Raw genomic sequence first — 19922 nt, 5'->3', positions numbered from 1 at the left:
CCCCACGGTGCAACGAGGCACCGCTCGTGACGCTGCAACTTCGACGTGCGCTGAGCGCCGTCAAGGAGGACCGAATGTTCAACAATTCCGATGAGCTGCTCAAGTTCATCAAGGACGAGGGCGTCGAGATGGTCGACGTCCGTTTCTGTGACCTGCCGGGCATCATGCAGCACTTCACGGTGCCGGTGTCCTCCTTCGACCAGAGCGTCTTCGACGACGGCCTCGGCTTCGACGGCTCCTCGATCCGTGGCTTCCAGGCCATCAACGAGTCCGACATGTCGCTGTTCCCGGACCCGACCACGGCGTACATCGACCCGTTCCGCAAGTCCAAGACGCTGAACGTCAACTTCTTCATCCACGACCCGATCACCGGTGAGGCCTACAGCCGCGACCCGCGCAACATCGCCCGCAAGGCGCTGGCCTACCTCGACTCGACCGGCATCGCGGACACCGCCTACTTCGCCCCCGAGGCCGAGTTCTACATCTTCGACAACGTCCGCTACAGCACCGGCGTCAACGAGGGCTATTACCACATCGACTCCGTCGAGGGCTGGTGGAACTCCGGCAAGGAGGGCGAGGAGAACAAGGGCTACAAGACCCGCCTGAAGGGCGGCTACTTCCCCGTCGAGCCCTACGACCACTACAGCGACCTGCGCGCCGACATGGTCAAGAACCTCGAGGCGAGCGGCCTGCTGGTCGAGCGCGCGCACCACGAGGTCGGCACCGCGGGACAGGCGGAGATCAACTACCGCTTCGACACGCTGCTCAAGGCAGCCGACGACGTGATGAAGTTCAAGTACCTCATCAAGAACACCGCCTGGGAGGCCGGCAAGTCGGTCACCTTCATGCCCAAGCCGATCTTCGGTGACAACGGCTCCGGCATGCACGTCCACCAGTCGCTGTGGAAGGACGGCGAGCCGCTGTTCTTCGACGAGACCGGGTACGCCGGCCTGTCCGACACCGCCCGCTGGTACATCGGCGGCATCCTCGAGCACGCCCCGTCGCTGCTGGCGTTCACCAACCCGACGGTGAACTCCTACCACCGCCTGGTCCCGGGCTTCGAGGCGCCGATCTCGCTGGTCTACTCCTCGCGAAACCGCTCCGCCTCGGTCCGCATCCCGATCACGGGCGCCAACCCCAAGGCCAAGCGCGTCGAGACGCGGTTCCCCGACCCGTCGGCGAACCCCTACCTCGCGTTCGCGGCGCTCATGCTCGCGGGCCTCGACGGTGTCCAGAACAAGACCGAGCCGGCCGCGCCGATCGACAAGGACATCTACGAGCTGCCGCCGGACGAGATGGCCGAGATCGCCCAGGTGCCGACCTCGCTCGGTGCCGTCCTCGACGCCCTCGAGGAGGACCACGACTACCTGACGGCCGGCGGTGTCTTCACCGACGACCTGATCGAGACGTGGATCCACTTCAAGCGGACCCAGGAGATCGCTCCGGTCCAGCAGCGCCCGCACCCGCACGAGTTCGAGCTCTACTACGACATCTGATCTCGGGCACTAGGGGCGGTCTCGAAAGTCGGTCAATGTCCGAAGAAAACCGCCTCTGACCTGCAGAAACGCCGCCGAACGACCTTCTGGTCGTTCGGCGGCGTTTCGCATCTGCTGCTGTTGGCTTGTTACATCCTGAGTACACGGGAGCGCGTAGTGCCGCCTCCCGACAAGCCAGCTGCGGCCAGGAACAGCCATCGCTCGGAACGGTTGCTTGCTGTTCGCAACAGCGTCTTCGTGTGCACTATGCGTGTACTCCGCCGCCGCCGTTGCCCACGACGTCGAGATGAAGCGGAACGGAAACGGTCCGTGGCGACTACTCACGTGGGCTTGGCTCAGCGTGGCGAACTCGTCGAGCCAAGCCGACGAACCGAAGCCCAAGACTTCGTCCGCTGCGCCGCTCTGGGTGTGATCACTGCTGCGTCGCTCTTCCTACGGCGTTGCGCGGCGGTGGATCGCCTCGGTGATCGCGTATGCCGTCTCTACAAAGGTCTCTGCCTGCCGGTCGGACAAACTTCGTGCGGAGGCCTCCTCCAGTGTCCGCCACAGCGCAGCGATGGGTTCGCGCATGTCGCGGCCCTTGTCGGTCAGGTGGACCACCATGACCCGTCGGTCCTGTGCGGACGGCTCGCGAACGACCAGCCCGGCGTCCTGCATGCGGCTCAGGGACTTCGAGACGGTCGAGTGGTCCAGGCCGACGCTCTCCAGCAGCTCGGACTGGGTCTGTCCGTCACGGTCGAAGAGCTGCATCAGCAACAGCTCCTGTCCGGGATGGAGGTCCATCCCGCGGAGCAGCGCGCCCGCGTAGGCGCGGTGGGCGCGCGCGAGCTGGAAGATCGCGTAGCTCATCGGTCCCGCCGCGGCCGTCGTGGGGACGTGGGGCATGGCTCTCCATTCTCAGCCGGCGTGAGTGGCGTAGTCGGTGTAGCCGGCCTCTCCCCCACCGTAGAAGGTGGCCGGGTCGGGCTCGTTGAGCGGCGCGCCCACGCGTAGCCGTTCGACCAGGTCCGGGTTGGCGAGCGCCAGGGCGCCGACGGAGACCAGGTCGGCCTTGCCGTTGGCGATGTCCTGTGCGCGGGTGGTCACGTCGGTACCGCCCCGGTTGAGGATCAGCGTGCTCGGCCACTGTGCACGCAGGGTGTCCAACAGTGCCTCGTCGCCCGCGTGCATCACGTGCAGGTAGGCGAGCCCGAGCGGGCGCAGTGCCTCCACGAGCACCGGATAGAGCTCGGCGGTGTCGGACTCGGCGATGTCGTTGTAGGGGTTGCCGGGCGAGATGCGCAGGCCGGTGCGCTCCGCGCCGATCTCGTCGGCCACGGCGGTGACGACCTCGACCGCGAAGCGGATGCGGTTCTCGAGCGAGCCTCCGTAGCGGTCGGTGCGCTGGTTGGTGTTGTCGGACAGGAACTGGTGCAGCAGGTAGCCGTTGGCGCCGTGGATCTCCACACCGTCCGCGCCGGCCGCGATCGCGGCCGCGGCCGCTTGCCGGAAGTCGTCGACGGTCGCCACGACCTCATCCCCCGACAGTGCGCGGGGCTCCGGCATCTCCTGGGGACCGGACGCGGTGAACATCATGCCCGCGGGGCGGATCGCCGACGGGGCGACCGGCTGGCGCCCGTGCGGGGTGTTGTCGGGGTGGGAGATCCGTCCGACGTGCATCAGCTGGATGACGATCCGGCCGCCTGCCGCGTGCACGGCGTCGACGACCGTGCGCCACCCGGCGATCTGCTCGTCATTGTGGATGCCGGGAGTGAGGAGGTAGCCCTGGCCGTCCGCGGAGGGCTGGGTCCCCTCGGTGATGATCAGGGCGTGCGACGCCCGTTGGGCGTAGTACTCCGCGTTCAGCTCGGTCGGGACGCCTTCCTGCGTCGAGCGGTCACGAGTCATGGGAGCCATGACCAGGCGGTGCGGCAGGGACATGTCCCCGAGGGCGTGTGGGGTCCAGAGCGATCTCAACATGTTGTGGTCCTTGGGTACGGCGATGACCGGGTGGCCACCGGAACAATGGGTAGGTGGATCTCGGTGGGCACGGTCAGTCGACGGTGAGCACGAGCTTGCCGCGCACGTGCCCGGCGTCGCTGACGTGCTGCGCTGCGGCGGCCTGGTCGAGCGGGTAGGCGGTGACGGTGGTGGCGAGCGTGCCGGTCGCCACCTCGTGGGCCACGGCGGCCAGGCGCTCCGTCGAGGCACCGCCGGATCCCCGGGCGAACGTGACGCCGAGCCGCTGGGCGTTCAAGTCGGCGATGGTGACGATGCGCTCGGCGCCCCCTCGCAGGGTGATGGAGTCCTCCAGCGCCCCCTTCCCGGCGAGGTCGAACACCGCGTCCACCCCGTCGGGGGCGAGTGCCCTCACCCGCTCGACGAGACCCTCGCCGTAGGTGGTCGCGGTGGCGCCGAGCGCGGTGAGGTAGTCCTGGTTGGTGGGGCCGGCGGTGGCGATGACTCGTGCTCCGCGGGCGGTGGCCAGCTGGACGGCGAGGGTGCCGACGGCTCCGGACGCGCCGTGCATCAGCACGGTCTCGCCTGCGACGACACCCAGCAGGTCGAGGACGCGCTCGGTGGTCTCGCTCGCCACTGGCAGCGCAGCCGCGTCCTGCCACTCCAGATCGGCGGGCTTGGTCACCACGCGGGTGGCCAGGGCGTACTCGGCGTACGCGCCCGTGTCCGACCACCCCAGCACCTCATCGCCCACCTGCAGACCGGTCACCCCTTCACCCAGGGCGTCCACCACGCCGGCGAGCTCGCCACCCGGAACGGCAGGCAACGGGGTGGGGCGTACGGCCTCCATCATCCCGGAGCGGATCTTGCCGTCCACGGCGTTCAGCCCGGCCGCCTTCACCCGGACCCGGACCTGCCCCGGGCCGGGCTGCGGAACCTCGACGTCTGCCTCCCGCAGCACCTCCGTGCCACCGAACCGGTCGAAAACTATTGCCCTCATAGTCACTCCATCCCTTGAGCTTACGTTTGTGTGGCTGGCCACCTACTAAGGTTAACACAATCGTGTGGCTAGCCAAGTATTCGGCCAGATGAGAGCCCAACGCCGCCTGGAGCACGCGCACATCGACCCGTACCCCCGGCCAGAACCGCTTCGCTCCCGCGAAGCTGGACACGACGCCCTGATCGTCAGCGCGTGTCAGAGGCCTGCGGGTTCGCCCCGTCGCAAGACTTCCGCCAAGTGCAGTCCCCGCGTCGTCGAGACGGCTTCCAGCTGTGTCCGACAGGAGAACCCGTCGGCCAGAAAAACCGTGTCTGCGCTCGCGTCACGCAGGGCCGGCAGTAGTTGTGTCTCGGCGACTGCCAGGGATATGTCGTAGTGCCCACGCTCGGCCCCGAAGTTGCCCGCCAGGCCGCAGCAGCCGCCCACGGTTCGTACGCGAGCGCCGCCTCGTTCGAGTAGGGCCCGATCGGTGTCCCACCCCATGACGGCGTGGTGGTGGCAGTGCGGTTGCGCGAGGACCTCCACCGCGGACAGGTCGGGAGGAAGGTAGTCGGAGTCTGCCGTGAGCAGCTCAGCCAACGTGACGACTGACTCCGCCACCAACAGCGCCTCCGGGCTGTCTACGAGCTCCGTGAGGTCGGATCTGAGGGTTGCCGTGCACGACGGTTCGATGCCAACCACCTTCATTCCGCCTGACACATACGGCAGAAGGCCATGCATGGTCCGCTCCAGCTGCCGTCGCGCGCCATCCAACTGACCGGTTGAGATCCATGTCAGCCCACAGCACAACGATCGTGTAGGGAGATGCACCCGGTAACCGGCGTCCGTGAGGACTTCAATGATCGCCTCGGCGATCTGAGGACTGAAGTTGTCGGTGAACGTGTCGACGAAGAGGACGACCGACTTGTCGGGCTCTGTCGAGGTGGCCCCGATCCGAGACACCGAGTCGGCCGCACCGACGACCGAGGATCGCCAATGTTTGCGGCGCGCGCGAGTGGCGATCTGCGGGATGTCCCTACGGCTGTCGATCCCGGCGGTCCACGCGAGCGGCTTTCGCAACATGTCTGCGTTACCCACCCGGTTGAACAGCCACGGGACATGATGAGCGAGCTTGAGCCACGTCGGGAGGCGACCCAAGGAGTAGTGGCTCCTCGGACGCAGACGACGCCGGTACTTCTTGTGGAGAACCTCAGACTTGTACGTGGCCATGTCGACGCCGGTCGGGCAGTCCGACTTGCATCCTTTGCAGGCCAAGCACAGATCCAGCGCCTCGTGGACCTCGGGCGACCGGAGACCGTCCGGTCCGAGATGTCCCGCCATGGCGTCCTGTAGCACCCGGGCCCGTCCACGAGTCGAGTCCTTCTCGTCGTGGGTCGCTTGGAATGACGGGCACATGACGCCATTGCCCGGGTTCGGAGCGACACATCGTCCGACACCCGTGCATCGATGGACAGCGCCGAACAGATCTTGCGCATCGTGCGGGTAGAGAAATTCGAGTGTGCGCGGCTTGGTCGATGGTGTCGTGTAGCGAACGTCCGCGGTCGCAGCGGCGGGTTCGACGATGACGCCCGGGTTGAGAAGGCTTGTGGGGTCAAAGACCCTCTTGACCTCACGAAAGAGGTCGATGGCGTCCTTCGAGTACATGTACTGGAGAAGGTCGCCTCGAGCTCGGCCGTCGCCGTGCTCGCCCGAGATGGATCCCCCGTGGGCCGCGACGAGGCGAGCCGCATCCCCGAGAAAGTCCCGAAAACGCTGCCTGCCTGAGTCGTCGTCGAGATCGAAGTCGATACGGACGTGGACACATCCGTCCCCGAAGTGTCCGTAAGGCACGCCATGGAAGCGGTAGCTCCTCAGGAGCGCCTCGAACTCGGTGAGGTAAGCGGCGAGACGGCTGGGCGGCACCGCCGCGTCCTCCCACCCGGCGTGTGCGGGCCGCCCACTCGGCGTGCGCGCCACCAGACCGGACCCGTCCTCGCGAATCTTCCACAGAGCCGCGTTCTCTGCAGGCAGGCGAACGAGTCGCCCGTCGAGTGCTCCGCTCGCGGCCCGGACGGCACCTGCGGATGCGAGAAGCTCGTCGAGGTTGTCGCCGGCGAGCTCCACGAACAACCAGCCGCCCCCGGCGGGGAGTTCGGGCACGGCTGCGGGACCACGTGTGGCGGCGACGACGTCGGTGATCCGACGATCGAGCCCTTCGCACGCAATCGGGGAGAACGGCAGGATGTGCGGGACCGCGTGCGCGGCGGCGATCATGTCGGTGAAGCCGAGGACGATCATGACTCGATGGGGCGCATCTCGAACGAGGCGTACATCGGCTTCCAGGATGACACCGAGAGTTCCCTCTGTCCCGACCAGCGCCTTGGTGACGTCGAAGCCGTTCTCGGGCAACAGGTGCTCGAGCGAGTATCCGGAGACTTGCCGGCCGAACTGTCCGAACTCGGTTCGGATCGTCGCCAAGGAACCGGCGACGGTGTCGCGCAACTCATCCAGCGTCCGGGAGTTCGAGTGTTCGGGCGAGGCGAGGGTTCCGGTGCGGATGTGCTCACCGGACGCGGTCAGAACGTGGAGCCCGCGAACGTTGTCACTGGTTCTCCCGTATCCCAGAGCTCGCGACCCACACGCGTTGTTGCCGATCATTCCCCCGATCGTGCACCGGGTGTGCGACGACGGATCGGGACCGAACCTGAGGTCGTGAACGGCCGCGTGGCGTTGAAGAGTTGCGTGGGCGACACCTGGCTGGACACGAGCCGACCGCTGTTCAGTGTCAATGCTCAACACCGAGTTCAGGTGCTTGCTGTGGTCGATGATGATGCCTGTGCCGATCGCGTTGCCGGCAATCGATGTTCCTGCACCTCGACTGGTGAGTGGGACATCGTGATCGCGACAGGCGCGCACGATTGTTTCAACTTCGTCCGCCGTTCGCGGGAAGGCCACCCCTGCCGGCACGAGTCGATAGACGGAGGCGTCTGAGGAGTAGAGGGATCCCGTGAGGGAGCTGTCGTCGACGACGACCCCATCCCGGCGCATCTGGGCGAGGGCTCCGACGGTGTCTCCGCGCTCCCCAAGTGTTTCGGCCACTACGTCCTACCTGTTGGCGTTTCCGCGTCCGAACCCTCGAAGGCTGCGATAGGCCACTCCACGGCTGTCACCTCACCATCCGAGAATCGGCGCGTGGACTGATGGAGGCGACCACCGCGCCTCAACCCGGACTGCACTCACATCATCGCCGGACAGTCGACGCGAGGGAACTGTTGACCTCCCTATCCGGGATGAGCGACTTCGGACGATCTACCAAGAGCCGGACTGAAAAGCGGCACGGTAGCCCCGAACTACAAGACGTCTTCAGCAACGGGGATGATCGGCAGCGTGACGTAAGAGCCGCTACCCAGGTGCACTGTTTGCATGGCCACCCTCATCTCACCCGTGGTGGGACCGTCCAGCGTGTTCAGGTTGCGGTCCCAGCGGGGGAACGAGCTGGACGTCACGTCAACACGGATGCGATGGCCCTTCTTGAACAGCATGCTCGTCGACCACAGGTCCACCTCGACGGAGCGGACCTCGCCGGGCACCGCCGCCACACGGGTGATTCCGTCGCAGACGTTGTAGGAGGCGCCGTCCGGATGTACGTCACACACGCGGACGACCCAGTCAGTCGTTGAAACATCTGTGGAGACCAGGATCGTCGCCGTGACCCGCCCGGTGACCTCGACAGCCTCTGACAGAGGGTCGGACGTGAACACCAGGACATCGTCACGGGACTCGATGCCCGACTGGTCGAAGGTCCCCGCGGGCGGGTGCTCGAGCAGCGTGCACCCACCCATAGTCCGCACCGGGTCGGCAGGGTCGTACGTGAAGGATTCCTCACCACTCTGACCGGAGGGGACCTCGCCGCTGAGACCGCTCTGTACCAGGTAGAACCGCGTGTCCCTGGCGCGCTCCAGCGGCCAATCAGGCTCTGCGCGCCAGCGGTTGGCACCCATCGTGAAGATCTTGACTCGATGCTGGTCCTCGCTCGGCTGGTCCTCGCTCGGCTGGTCCTCGCTCGGCTGATCCTCGCTCGGCTGGTCCACGAGCCGCGCGTGCAGCCAGTCGAACGTCAGGCTCGCCAGCGAGGGCCCCAGGTCCACCCCCGCGCCGCTGCCAGCAGTGCCGAAGTTCAGCTCGCCCTGCTGGGGCGAGGACGACATGTGGTTCCAGGGTCCGATGACCAGACGATCCTCGGGTCCGCCGTGGACGAAGTTGTCGATGGTGCCCTGCAGGAACACGTCGAACCAGCCGCCCATGTTCAGCACTGGCACCTCGACGCTCGACTGGTGATGCGACACATCGGCGGCGGCCACATCAAAGGTCGGCAATCCCAACCGAGCAACAAGTGGGTCCGTCTCAGCGGTTGTTCCTGTCGGCAGCTCGTCGTAGGTAGGCCCGGGCAGCCCATCGGCCGCCGCGATGAGCTCGCCGAGGGCGCGCTCCGACGCCTCGGCGTCATCCGTGTGCCGGCGCATGAGCGCGTCGAAGCCGGCATAGACGCTCCAAGGCCGGCAGAGGCCAAGCTCACGCGCGCCCCCTCGAGTGGTGAGCCCCTCTGCAGTGCGAAAAGTGATAGACGGGGCGATCGCGCCCAGTGCTGGCGGGCGCTGAGCTGCGGCCTGCCACTGGACGTTGCCCAAGTAGCTCGGTCCCCACATGCCGACTCGGCCTGTCGAACCCTCCATCCGGGCGGCCCACCCGACTGTGTCAGCGCCGTCCTGTGCCTCCGAGGCGAGCGGGACGAAAAGCTCTCCTTCGGACGCATAACGCCCACGCACGTCCTGGATCACTGCGATCAAGCCGTGCCTGACCGCAAGAAGCGGATCGAGCAGCATGGTCACATATGGATCAGACTTGTCGTACGGAGTCCTCGCCACGATGACCGGCCACGGGCCGTCTCCCGCAGGCTTGTAGACATCCGCCCGGAGGACAGTCCCATCACGCATCTCGACCGGAACGTCGTACTCGATGCAAGCGCCAGACATCCACTCTCACCCTTCCTGCATGGTCTCGCTGCAAGGCCCCGGTGGGGGCCGCCCCGATGGTTCTGGGTGTCGGGGTCAGCGCGCGGCGGTGCCCTCGACGTAGTCGGTGTCGTGGGACTTCACCCAGGCCATCAGCTTGCGGAGCTCACGGCCGGTCTGCTCGATGGGGTGGGTCTCCCCCTTCTTGCGGAACTCGGTGAACTCCGGGGAGCCGTTGTCCATGTCGGTGATGAAGCGCTCGGCGAAGGCACCGCTCTTGATGTCGGCGAGCACGTCCTCCATGTTCTTCTTCACGTCCGGCGTGATGACCCGGGGACCGGAGACGTAGTCGCCGAACTCGGCGGTGTCGGAGACCGACCAGCGCTGCTTGGCGATGCCGCCCTCGTACATCAGGTCGACGATCAGCTTGAGCTCGTGGAGGCACTCGAAGTAGGCCACCTCGGGCTGGTAGCCGGCCTCGGTGAGGACCTCGAAGCCGTACATCACCAGCTGCGAGGCACCGCCGCAGAGCACGGCTTGCTCGCCGAACAGGTCGGTCTCGGTCTCCTCGGTGAAGGTGGTCTTGATGCCGCCGGCACGCAGGCCGCCGATCGCCTTGGCGTAGGAGAGGGCGAGGTCCCAGGCCTTGCCGGACTCGTCCTTCTCCACCGCGACCAGGACCGGGACGCCGCGGCCGTCGACGTACTCACGACGCACGAGGTGGCCGGGACCCTTGGGGGCGACCATGAACACATCCACGCCGTCGGGCGGGGTGATGTAGCCGAAGCGGATGTTGAAGCCGTGGCCGAACACCAGGGTGTCGCCCGGGGTGAGCGCCGGCTCGATCTCCTCGGCATAGAGCTTGCGCTGGTGCTGGTCGGGGGCGAGGATCACGATCAGGTCGGACTCCTCCGCCGCCTCGCGAGGGGTGAGGACGCGCAGGCCCTCGGCCTCGGCCTTGTCACGGCTCTTCGAGCCCGGCTGCAGGCCGATCCGGACGTCGACGCCGGAGTCGCGCAGCGACAGCGCGTGGGCGTGGCCCTGGCTGCCATAGCCGATCACGGCGACGTTCTTGCCCTGGATCAGGCTCAGGTCGGCGTCGTCGTCGTAGAACATCTCAGCCACTGGGGGCTCTCCTTCTGCTGGCTCGATCGAGCGAGGCTGCATGGCTCGCGACGCCGATCGACGCCAGCCACTGTTGCGGTCAACCGTCGTTCAGAACTTGGCGCAGGACTACCGACACCGGCAGAAGACTCGACCCGAGATTTACTACTCGTGTCGAAGAAGATCGAGAGGCTCTGCAGGGCGAGCGTGGGTCATCGCGAGATCGGTGCCTGGTCGACCGGCTGATCCCGGAAGACCCACCTGAGGGTCTCGGGAAACACGGCGCCAGCGTGCCGGAGGGAGTGTCCCCCGTTCCCGAACTCGAACTTCGAGTCGTAGCGGCGGTAGGCAAGGGCTGAGGCGAGGTCCTGGTTCGCGAGCGGAATGCTGCCGAAGATGGCGTCCACGTCCCTTGAGCCTGTCTGGTGCCACACCCGTATGGGCTTGCGCGGCGTCTGGCGAATCATGGCTGGCAGCTGGTTGGCCCCACGGATGGCGATGAAGCTGCCGCAGTGAGAGATGACCACACCGAAGTCTTGGGGGCGGTGGAACGCCGCGGTGAGTGCGCAGGCGCCCCCTGAGGACATCCCGCAAATGGCTCGACCGGCGGGGTCATCCGTGAGGTTCACGCGCGTGCGGACGACCGGGAGCAACTCCTCGACCACGAATCGGGCGTAGTCACCGTTGACACTGTCGTACTCGATGCTCCTGTTGTCGTCTCCCCCGTAGAAGGGGTAGCCGGGGCCGGTCTCGCCGGGGTTGACGAAGAGTGCAGCCGTCATGGGGATCTCGCCGCGGTGAATCAGATTGTCCAGCACATGAGTGGCGTTGACCTGGAAGCCGAAGTAGGACGACCCGTCCTGAAAGACGATCAGATTGACGGTGTCGTGCTCGTCGACCCCGTGCGGGAGGTACAACCACACGTCACGTTCGACGCCCGGGTACACCAGATGACTGGTCCAGCGAAACTTCAACAGCTGTCCCGCCGGGACGCCCTCCTGAGGCAGCGAGTCCGGTGACAGCGAGTAGTCGGACGTCCGGTCCCAGGACCGCACATAGACCGCCTTGTCCTGCCCAGAGATGTCCAGCTGGAAGAAGAGGGCCCACTCCTCCTCCTCGCTCATCTGCGCATCGGTTGTGTCAACGGCACGCATCTCGACGGTGGCACCTTGGGGTCCTGTCATGGTTCACACATCTTTCGCCTCGGCACGGACATACGTACGGGCAGGATGCCTGCTCGACGATCCTGCCACCATGAACACCGGACGAAGTCGCCAGACAGCGTTTGCTACAGGTGATGAGTCCTACCTTCTCCTGACAGCGGTCGCGGGTCCGATCCCAGGCGCAGGTGAAGCCCTCAACATGTTCAGCCCAGCGACGCCAGGGGTCCAGCATTCGGGCCGTCCCGCCCCCCGCCGCCGACGGAGGTCGCCGAACCTCAGCAGCTGAGACGAGGGGTTGTGAAAAGCGCAAGCACGATCCGCCATCGTTGGTCGATTCACGCTGGTGCCAGACACGCGTGCGACCGACGATCGGGTACCCAGCGCGTCACGAGCGCCCCGAAGGGACGCCGATTCCTCCTACGGCTGTCGAACCCTGCGAGCAACCTCTGCGATGACTTCGTCCCGTGACAACCGCTGCCTCGACGGCTCGACGCCCCGCTTCATCTTCGTCAGAACCCCAAACCCGACGCCTGATCTCCCGCTCAGTGCCGCGCTTCGGGCACATCAGTGCCGTGCCGGCTGTGTGTTGCTTGGGCTTCGGCGCGACCATCGGATTTCATCCGACGCGTGTAGGAAGTCGACCACTCCAATTCCATCCCGTGATGGTAGTGACCCACCGCACACCCGCGCATGCTGTGTGGCGTCGGACATATGCCGACCAGGTCGCCGGAGCCCTCCCGGCGTGCAGCCTCGGCGCATGCACCCGGACTGAGCATTCTCGGACCGGCGGTCGAACCCGCACACCTCGAAGGAGACTCGCAATGCTGGCAGTGACACGAGACCGCGCGAGCGGTCGGCGCAGGACAACCTGGGTGGTGATTGCGATGTGCGTCGCACTGCTGACCGCATGTGGAGGCGAAGGCAACTCGTCGTCGTCCGAGTCGGCCAAGTCCGACACCTTGACGATCGCGCTCCCGGGCTGGACGCCGGAGAGCTTCGACCTTCCCCTGAACTGCTCCAGCCCCCTGTTTGAGCTTGCCTACGAGCCGCTCATCCGTATCTCGGAGTCGGGCGACTACGCACCCGGAATCGCGGAGTCCTGGGAGTACTCAGAGGGCAACACCGTCTTCACGATGACGATCAGGGAAGGTGTGAAGTTCGCCGACGGGACCGACCTGACCGCTCAGTCGGTCGTGGACACCCTGAACTACTACAAGTCCACCCCTGGCCTGAATGACGGCTACCTCAAGCCCATGACGGTGAAGGCCTTGGGCGAGGGCCAGGTGCAGGTGACCTACGAGGAGCCGTTCCGAGGCTTCGAGTCTCTCTTCTCGAGCACGCAGTGCAACAACGGCCTTGTCATCAGCGCAGCCGGACTGAAGGATCCCGAGAAGCTCAAGACGGACATGTTTGGCGCCGGGCCGTACATCTACGTTGCGGACGAGAGCGAGCCCGGGGACCACTACACCTTCACTCCCAACCCGAACTACTTCGAAAAGTCCCGCCAGAACTGGAAGAAGATCGTTCTCCGAGTCATCGGGGACCCCAACACCGCGTTCAACGCACTGGCGACCGGTGAGGTCCAGGTCGACTGGACGGGCGGGGAGGCGCTTCTCGCGCAGGCGGAGTCCAAGGGTTTCGACGTCACCGAAATGGCCCCGTGGGGTGCTGGGATCTTTGTCTGGGACCGCGACGGCGAGGTGTCCGAGCCGCTCGCCGACGTTCGCGTGCGAACCGCTATGGCGCTCGCTCTGGACCGGGAGAACCTCGCCAAGGCGGTCGGGCCGGCGACCGAGCCGCTCGACCAGTTCGGACTGCCCGGCTACGTAGGTGCCGACCCGGATCTGCCGTCGAAGTACACCTATGACGTGGAGCAAGCCAAGAAGCTGATGGCCGAGGCGGGGTACGCGGACGGCTTCTCGGTCACGATGCTGGTGAACTCCGATGACGTCGAGTCAAAGAACGCCTTGATCGCATCCGTCGACCAGTTCGCCCAGATCGGCGTGAACGTGGAGCTCAAGAATGCACCCGAGACCACCTTCTTCACCGACATCGCATCGAAGAAGTACCCCTTGGGCGCAGCGTCGTGGGCGATCCTGGGGGACGTGCCGCTCAACTCCAACCGCCTCTACAAGCTCCCGTTCTCCGCGGTTCTCAACCCCTTCCTGTCGGAGGACCCCGACCTCGAGAAGGCCTACGCCGAGCTGCAGTCCGCCGACGACGCGACATACGAGGAAGCTGCGCGACAGTTCAACGAGGTCATGACCGAGAAGGCGTGGTACATCCCGCTCACCTACTCGCCGCGCTTCCTCTACTCCAAGGGCGTCGACATCGGCGAGTCCGACGCGAACGGAAACTTCGACGTACCTTCGTGGAAGCCCGCTGATTGAGGTCCCGACACTGCCGGGGCGGGGCGGGGTCCACGCCCCGCCCCGGCGGTCTTCACGAGAAGCAGTGCCATGTTGACAAGCCAGGCCGCGAGATTGACACCTAGGAGAGTCGAATGCTCGGAGTGATAGTGCGTCGGCTCCTGCTTGCTGCTCCCCTGATGGTGATCATCTCGCTCATCGTTTTCGTGCTCGGCTCCTTGGCTCCCGGAAGCGTCGCCGAGTCGATGCTGGGGTCGAGCGCGACACCTGAGGCGGTCCGCGAGTTGAACCGCCAGCTCGGAGCTGATCAACCCGTGCTCGTCCAGTACTGGTCGTGGCTTCAGCGCGCCGTCGCCGGCGACCTCAGCAGCTCGATCGTCAGCGGTCGACCGGTCACCGAGCTTCTGGCCGCACGACTCCCGGTGACGCTGTCCCTGGCAGTGGGAGCACTCCTCCTCGTCATCGTGATCGGCGTCTGCAGCGGGATGGTCGCCGCCGTCCGTGGCGGTTTCGCCGGCCGCGTCGTCGAGGTGCTCGCCGTCCTGGTCCGAGGCCTGCCGACGTTCTGGCTGGCCATGATCGCCGGCGTGATCTTCGGGGTGAACCTGATGTGGGTCCCGGTGTCGGGCTACGTGCCGTTCGGAGACTCGCCGAGCGATTGGGCGCTTTCGCTCGCCCTCCCCGTTGGCGTGCTGGCCTTCGGCGAGGCCGCGCTGGTCGCCATCGTGACGCGGGCGGAGATGCTCGCTGCGATGCGCAGCGACTACGTGCGCAGTCTGCGGGCCAACGGCTATCCGTGGAAGCGGATCGTGTTCAAGCACATCGCCAAGAACGCCGCCGGTCCGGTGCTGACCATGATCAGTCTCGTCTTCGTCGGCTTGCTCGGGGGCACCATCCTCATGGAGCAGATCTTCGCCATGCCGGGGTTGGGCTCGCAGATGGTGACCTCGACGGCAAACCACGACCTGCCTGTCATCCAGGGGTTGGCGGTCTTCTACACAGCCATGGTCGTGGTGGTCTTTCTGCTCACGGATGTCGCTCATGGACTCCTCAACCCGAAGGTGATGGCCAGATGAGCGCGGTCATCGAGGGCGCCTCCGCCGACGCGGAACTGCGCGCCGCAGCCGAACGGGATGCCGGTTTCCTGCGCCGACTCGCGAGGCAGCCCTTGACGGTCGGGTCCGCGGCCGTCCTGTTCCTCGTGGTGCTGGCCGTGGTTTTCGCGCCGCTGCTGTCGCCCTCCGGGCCGATGGAGCAGGACCTGCTCAACATCTATGCCCTGCCCTCCGCGGACCATCTACTCGGCACGGACCAGCTGGGACGCGACATCCTCAGCCGCATGCTCCACGGCGGCCGCGTGACGCTACTCGGTGTCGTCCAGGCCACTACCGTCTGCACCCTGATCGGGATGACGCTGGGTCTATTGGCCGGGACCCTGCAGGGTGGGGTCGAGGTTCTTGTGATGCGGGTATGCGACGTGCTGCTCGCCGTCCCGGGGCTCGTTCTCCTGCTGGTCGTGCTGGCAATCTTCGGCCAGAACGAGACCGCGGCCATGATCACCCTGGGCATCATCATGTCGCCGACGCTGATCCGTGTCGTCTACTCGGCCACGGTCGCCGTGCGCGAAGAACCGTACGTCGCAGGAGCTCGGGTGGCCGGACTGAACAGCCGGCAGATCATCATGAGACACATCCTGCCTGCCGTCGCCGGTCCGGCGCTCACGCAGATCAGTCTCGTCGCTGCCCTCGCGTGCCTCGTCGAGGCCGCGATCGGTTTCCTGGGTCTGGGCGTCGTCCCGCCGAACCCGAGCTGGGGGAACATGGTCACGGACGCGCAGCAGGCGATCGTCCTTGCGCCGTGGATGCTCGTTCCGAGCGGCGGGATCATTGCCGTCGTCGCCTTGTCGCTGACCCTGATCGGCAACGGCATCCGGGACGCCTACGCCGGCCGCGCGAGTGGTTCGGTCAGTGCCTACAGCTGGCGCGCGTTGACCCCTGTGGTCGAGCGCGAGGACCGGCGCCCGGCGCCCGCCGAGGTGAAGGGCGTCGAGTTGGAGACCGACAGACCCGCGCCGGTGCTGAGCGTGAAGCGCCTGTCGCTCGACCTGCCCCGAGGGAGGTCCCACGTGCGCATCGTCGACGGCGTGAGCTTCGACGTCGGTCCGGGGGAAGCGCTGGGGATCGTCGGAGAATCCGGCTGCGGCAAGTCCATGACGATCTCCGGGGTCCTGCGGGTGGTGCCCATGGGCGCGCGTGTCGTCGCCGAGTCAATCGGTTTCCGCGGGGTCGAGCTGACGACCCTCGGGGAGAGCGAGATGAACGCCGTCCGCGGAACCGGGATCGCCTTCATCTCCCAGGAGCCGATCTCGAGCCTCAACCCTGCATTCACGGTCGGACACCAGCTGCAGGAGGCCGTACGACTGCACCGCGGGACCGGACGCGCGGAGTCCAAGGCGGTGGCGCACGACCTGATGAGCCGCGTACGTCTGCCCGAAGCCGAGGTGGTCGGCCGCAAGTACCCGCATGAATTGTCCGGCGGGATGGCGCAGCGCATCGCCATCGCGCGGGCACTCGCTGGGGAACCCGACCTGCTCGTCGCCGACGAGCCAACGACCGCGCTCGACGTGTCGGTCCAAGCGGAGATCCTCGACCTCCTCCGCGACCTGCGCGAGCAGAGCGGCATGGCGCTCATCCTGGTGACCCACGACTGGGGTGTGGTGGCGGAGGCGTGCGATCGCGCCATGGTGATGTACGCCGGGGAAGTCGTCGAGACAGCACCCGTCCGTGACCTCGTGAGCAACCCGCACCACCCCTACACGCAAGCACTGTTGAGGTCGTCCTCGGTCGGCGCGGAGCCGCGACAGCTCCTCCCGGTCATCTCAGGCAGCGTTCCGGCCCCCGGCTCCTGGCCCACCGGGTGCCGGTTCGCCGCACGGTGCGGCCTGGTGCAGGACCGCTGCCTCACCGCGCCGGTGCCACTGGTGCCTACGACCGGCGGTGTGTCCGCACGGTGTGTCCTCGTTCCGTCAACGCTGGAGGCCGTCCGGTGAACAAGCTCCTGCTCGAGGTCAATGATCTCGGCGTCGTCTACCGCGGACGGGGCCGGCGCAAGGACAAGGTTGCACTGGACGGGGTCTCTGTCGCGATCGGCGCTGGCGAGACGCTGGGCCTGGTCGGCGAGTCCGGTTCCGGCAAGTCGACACTGGGGGGTTGTGTGCTCGGGTTGGTCCGACCGGAGCACGGTTCGATCACGTTCGACGGCCGCGACATCACTCGCCTCGCGGCCCGGGACCGTCGCACGCTCAGCACGCAGATTCAAGCGGTGTTCCAGGATCCCTACAGCTCATTCAACCCGCACCGCACCATTGAGCAGACAGTCAGCGAGACGCTGACGAACCTCCCCCGCATGTCGCGCCAGGACCGACGTACCCGCGTCGTGGCGATGCTGGAACGGGTCGGCCTGGACGGTTCGGCGCTCGAGAGGTTCCCCGCGCAGTTCTCTGGCGGCCAACGGCAGCGGATCGCGATCGCCCGTGCGCTCCTGCCCGAACCACGGCTGGTCGTGTGCGACGAGTCCGTGTCAGCTCTGGATCTCTCAGTCCAGGCGCAGGTTCTGAACCTGCTCCTCGAACTGCAGGCTGACAGTGGTGTGACATACCTCTTCATCACCCACGACCTGTCCGTAGTGCGTCACATGAGCACCCGGGTCGCCGTCCTCGAGCACGGCCACCTGGTGGAGGAGGGTGGGGCCCGAGAGGTGACCGACCACCCCACGCATCCCTACACCCGCAAGCTGATTGCGGCGTCGCCGGGCTCAGACGCTGAGGTACAGGAGGCCAGGCGAGAAACGCGTCGGGCGATGGCGCGACTGGAGGCAGGTGGGACGGATGCGGACGTGCACGCGCTGCACGCGCTGGAGATCCAAGCCGTCATCGAAGCGCTTGCCGAACCGCTCAGTGGCGCGACGGGAGGCTTTGCCCGTGTCCTCAACGAGTTCACACACGAGCCTGTCGCGCTCGACAAGCTCGTTCGGTTGCGTGCCGCAATCCTGGACTTGGCTCCCCGCACATCGGCCGCGATGACGTCCGAGGTCGTGAATCGCCGCGTGGCCGACGCACGAGAGCGGCTCTGTCGATCGCTAGCGGAGAACGATCGCGCATTGCACTTCGCCGCCCAGTGCCGAGAGATCCTGGTGGCCATCGACAGCCGCCAACGCGAACGTGCGGTCTCCGTCGTGGCGTCTTTCGACGACACACGTGTTGCCGAGCACCGCGCCACGACCGGACGACCGTGAGGGAGCAGGACGCGGCTCCGGTCATGCTGGTGGCCGACACGAGGGATGCACATACGCGCGACGAAGAAGGGTACGCAGCATCCTTCGCGCTCAAGAGCTCCGGCGGGGACAAGGCGGGCCCACACTCGACCTGACGTCGCTTCGCCGCGTCCCGCGATGGTGGGTACGGGTTTGACGTCGAGTCATCAGGGATCTCTGCGAGCAGGAGCGTGCTCGGTGGGTCCACCCCGTTCACGTCCGCGAGCACTTCGGCTTGCTTCACGGCCATGAGGTTCGGCTTCATGACGGACAGTTGCCGGGCTCCTCTGAGCCCTCGGATGCCGCCTTCTCGTAGCAGGGGGACACGACAGAGCACCGACGATGACCGTCTCGGCGCTCGTCTCGCTCAGTACTCGTCGACTGGACGCGTAGCGCCTCGAGCGACCTCAGCCGGGACCGGCGGTCACTCGGCCTCGGCGACCTCCATGAGCGACTCGAGAGCATCGCCGTACTCGTTCAGCATGCGCTCGATCTCGCGGCGCACAGTGGTCGTCCCCTTCATGTCGCCGACGACCTGCCCGACGGCGTAAGTCCAGTAGTCCAGGTTGCGTCCGCGCTCGGCGCGCTTGTAGGAGTAGCCGTTCAGGATCGACTGCATGGGCCACGTGAGCGGTGCCGGAGCGTCTGGCGCATTCCAGTTCTTGACGTACTCGGTCGACAACATGCGTCCTTGCTTGCCGGTCATCACTCGCGCAATGACGGCGTCCTCCGACTCTGCCCTGTACAGACGTTCGCGCATCTCCTCGCTGAGCTCGCCTTCGACGGTTCCGAGCCAGAGCGACCCGAGCCACACGCCCTGGCATCCGAGAGAGAGCGCGGCCAGGAGGTGGGACCCTCGACTGACGCCGCCGGCAGCGAGCACCGGCACCCCTCGAGCGGCTTCGACGACCTGAGGCCACAGGACCATGGAGGCGACGGACCCCACGCTGCCGCCGGCTTCAGTCCCTTGTGCCACCAGCAGGTCGACGCCTGCATCGCGTTGCTTCGCCGCATGGCGACCGCTGCCAACCAGAGCGCCCACCTGCACACCCTTGGCGTGCGCCTCGTTCACGACGTACGACGGCGTGACGCCGAGGGCGCCGACGATCAGCTTGACCGACGAACGCCCCAGCGAGACGTCGAGCTGGTCACGACTCTTCTTGTTCGTCATGGCCATCTTCTGGGCGTTCTCGATCATGAAGTCGCGGCGGTCCTGCTCGGACAGGTCGGCCACGCCGGCTTGGTCGAGCATGCCGGACACAAAGGACATGTAGTCCTCAGGGATGGCGGCCAGGTACTCGTCCGGGCTCTTCTCGACGTCGATCGACGTTCCAGGGAAGACGAGATCGACCCCGAAGGGCTTGTCGCCGACTTCGTTCTCGATCCACTCGATGGACATCTCGAGCTCTTCGGGGGTCATCCAGGCAGCACCTAGCACTCCCACTCCCCCAGCCTTCGTGACGGCCGCGATGACGTCCCGGCAGTGGGAGAAGGCAAAGATGGGGAGATCGGCCCCGAGCGCGGCGACGGCAGCGGTCTTCATGTGGTGT

Annotated in this window: 13 protein-coding genes; 5 read left to right on the top strand and 8 right to left on the bottom strand. The window is 66.4% G+C overall.

The window, feature by feature from the left end:
• The first annotated feature begins 74 nt into the window (after positions 1 to 74).
• The gene (glnA, locus tag J3P44_RS06465; RefSeq protein WP_255889437.1) at positions 75 to 1496 is read left to right on the top strand and encodes a type I glutamate--ammonia ligase; all 1422 of its coding nucleotides are present in this window, start codon (positions 75 to 77) and stop codon (positions 1494 to 1496) included.
• 432 nt (positions 1497 to 1928) lie between these two features.
• On the opposite strand, the gene J3P44_RS06460 is transcribed toward glnA, so the two are convergent.
• From J3P44_RS06460 to J3P44_RS06430, 7 genes are all read right to left on the bottom strand, one after another.
• The gene (locus J3P44_RS06460) at positions 1929 to 2381 is read right to left on the bottom strand and encodes a MarR family winged helix-turn-helix transcriptional regulator (RefSeq protein WP_255889436.1); all 453 of its coding nucleotides are present in this window, start codon (positions 2379 to 2381) and stop codon (positions 1929 to 1931) included.
• A 12-nt stretch (positions 2382 to 2393) separates the two neighbouring features.
• The gene (locus tag J3P44_RS06455; RefSeq protein ID WP_255889435.1) at positions 2394 to 3455 is read right to left on the bottom strand and encodes an alkene reductase; all 1062 of its coding nucleotides are present in this window, start codon (positions 3453 to 3455) and stop codon (positions 2394 to 2396) included.
• A 73-nt stretch (positions 3456 to 3528) separates the two neighbouring features.
• Positions 3529 to 4434, bottom strand: a complete 906-nt coding sequence (locus J3P44_RS06450; RefSeq protein ID WP_255889434.1) for an NADP-dependent oxidoreductase — start codon at positions 4432 to 4434, stop codon at positions 3529 to 3531.
• 195 nt (positions 4435 to 4629) lie between these two features.
• Entirely contained in the window at positions 4630 to 7512 is a 2883-nt protein-coding gene (locus J3P44_RS06445) for an FAD-binding and (Fe-S)-binding domain-containing protein (protein ID WP_255889433.1), read from the bottom strand.
• Between the two features lie 251 nt (positions 7513 to 7763).
• Positions 7764 to 9407, bottom strand: a complete 1644-nt coding sequence (locus J3P44_RS06440) for a CocE/NonD family hydrolase (RefSeq protein ID WP_255890009.1) — start codon at positions 9405 to 9407, stop codon at positions 7764 to 7766.
• 114 nt (positions 9408 to 9521) lie between these two features.
• Positions 9522 to 10550, bottom strand: coding sequence for a ketol-acid reductoisomerase (gene ilvC / locus J3P44_RS06435; RefSeq protein WP_308212226.1), 1029 nt, complete (start codon positions 10548 to 10550; stop codon positions 9522 to 9524).
• A gap of 191 nt (positions 10551 to 10741) precedes the next feature.
• A complete protein-coding gene (locus J3P44_RS06430; protein WP_255889432.1) occupies positions 10742 to 11653 on the bottom strand; it encodes an alpha/beta hydrolase in 912 nt (303 codons plus the stop codon).
• A 629-nt stretch (positions 11654 to 12282) separates the two neighbouring features.
• Here J3P44_RS06430 and J3P44_RS06425 point away from each other — a divergent pair.
• The 4 genes from J3P44_RS06425 (at position 12283) to J3P44_RS06410 (ending at position 18354) form a co-directional block, all read left to right on the top strand.
• Positions 12283 to 14082 (top strand): ABC transporter substrate-binding protein, encoded by a 1800-nt coding sequence (locus J3P44_RS06425; RefSeq protein ID WP_255889430.1) that lies wholly within the window; start codon positions 12283 to 12285, stop codon positions 14080 to 14082.
• A gap of 113 nt (positions 14083 to 14195) precedes the next feature.
• The gene (locus J3P44_RS06420) at positions 14196 to 15137 is read left to right on the top strand and encodes an ABC transporter permease (RefSeq protein WP_255889429.1); all 942 of its coding nucleotides are present in this window, start codon (positions 14196 to 14198) and stop codon (positions 15135 to 15137) included.
• Positions 15134 to 17110, top strand: a complete 1977-nt coding sequence (locus J3P44_RS06415) for a dipeptide/oligopeptide/nickel ABC transporter permease/ATP-binding protein (RefSeq protein WP_255889428.1) — start codon at positions 15134 to 15136, stop codon at positions 17108 to 17110. The genes J3P44_RS06420 and J3P44_RS06415 overlap by 4 nt, the downstream gene beginning before the upstream one ends.
• Positions 17107 to 18354, top strand: a complete 1248-nt coding sequence (locus tag J3P44_RS06410; protein WP_255889427.1) for an ATP-binding cassette domain-containing protein — start codon at positions 17107 to 17109, stop codon at positions 18352 to 18354. The genes J3P44_RS06415 and J3P44_RS06410 overlap by 4 nt, the downstream gene beginning before the upstream one ends.
• Before the next feature lie 442 nt (positions 18355 to 18796).
• Here J3P44_RS06410 and J3P44_RS06405 read toward each other — a convergent pair whose 3' ends face one another.
• The gene (locus J3P44_RS06405) at positions 18797 to 19915 is read right to left on the bottom strand and encodes a nitronate monooxygenase (protein WP_255889426.1); all 1119 of its coding nucleotides are present in this window, start codon (positions 19913 to 19915) and stop codon (positions 18797 to 18799) included.
• Between the last annotated feature and the right edge of the window lie 7 nt (positions 19916 to 19922).

Source organism: Nocardioides astragali, assembly GCF_024436375.1.
Classification (GTDB): Bacteria; Actinomycetota; Actinomycetes; order Propionibacteriales; family Nocardioidaceae; genus Nocardioides; species Nocardioides astragali.
Note: the sequence above shows the minus strand (reverse complement) of the source record. Positions and strands in the feature narration are given on the sequence as shown.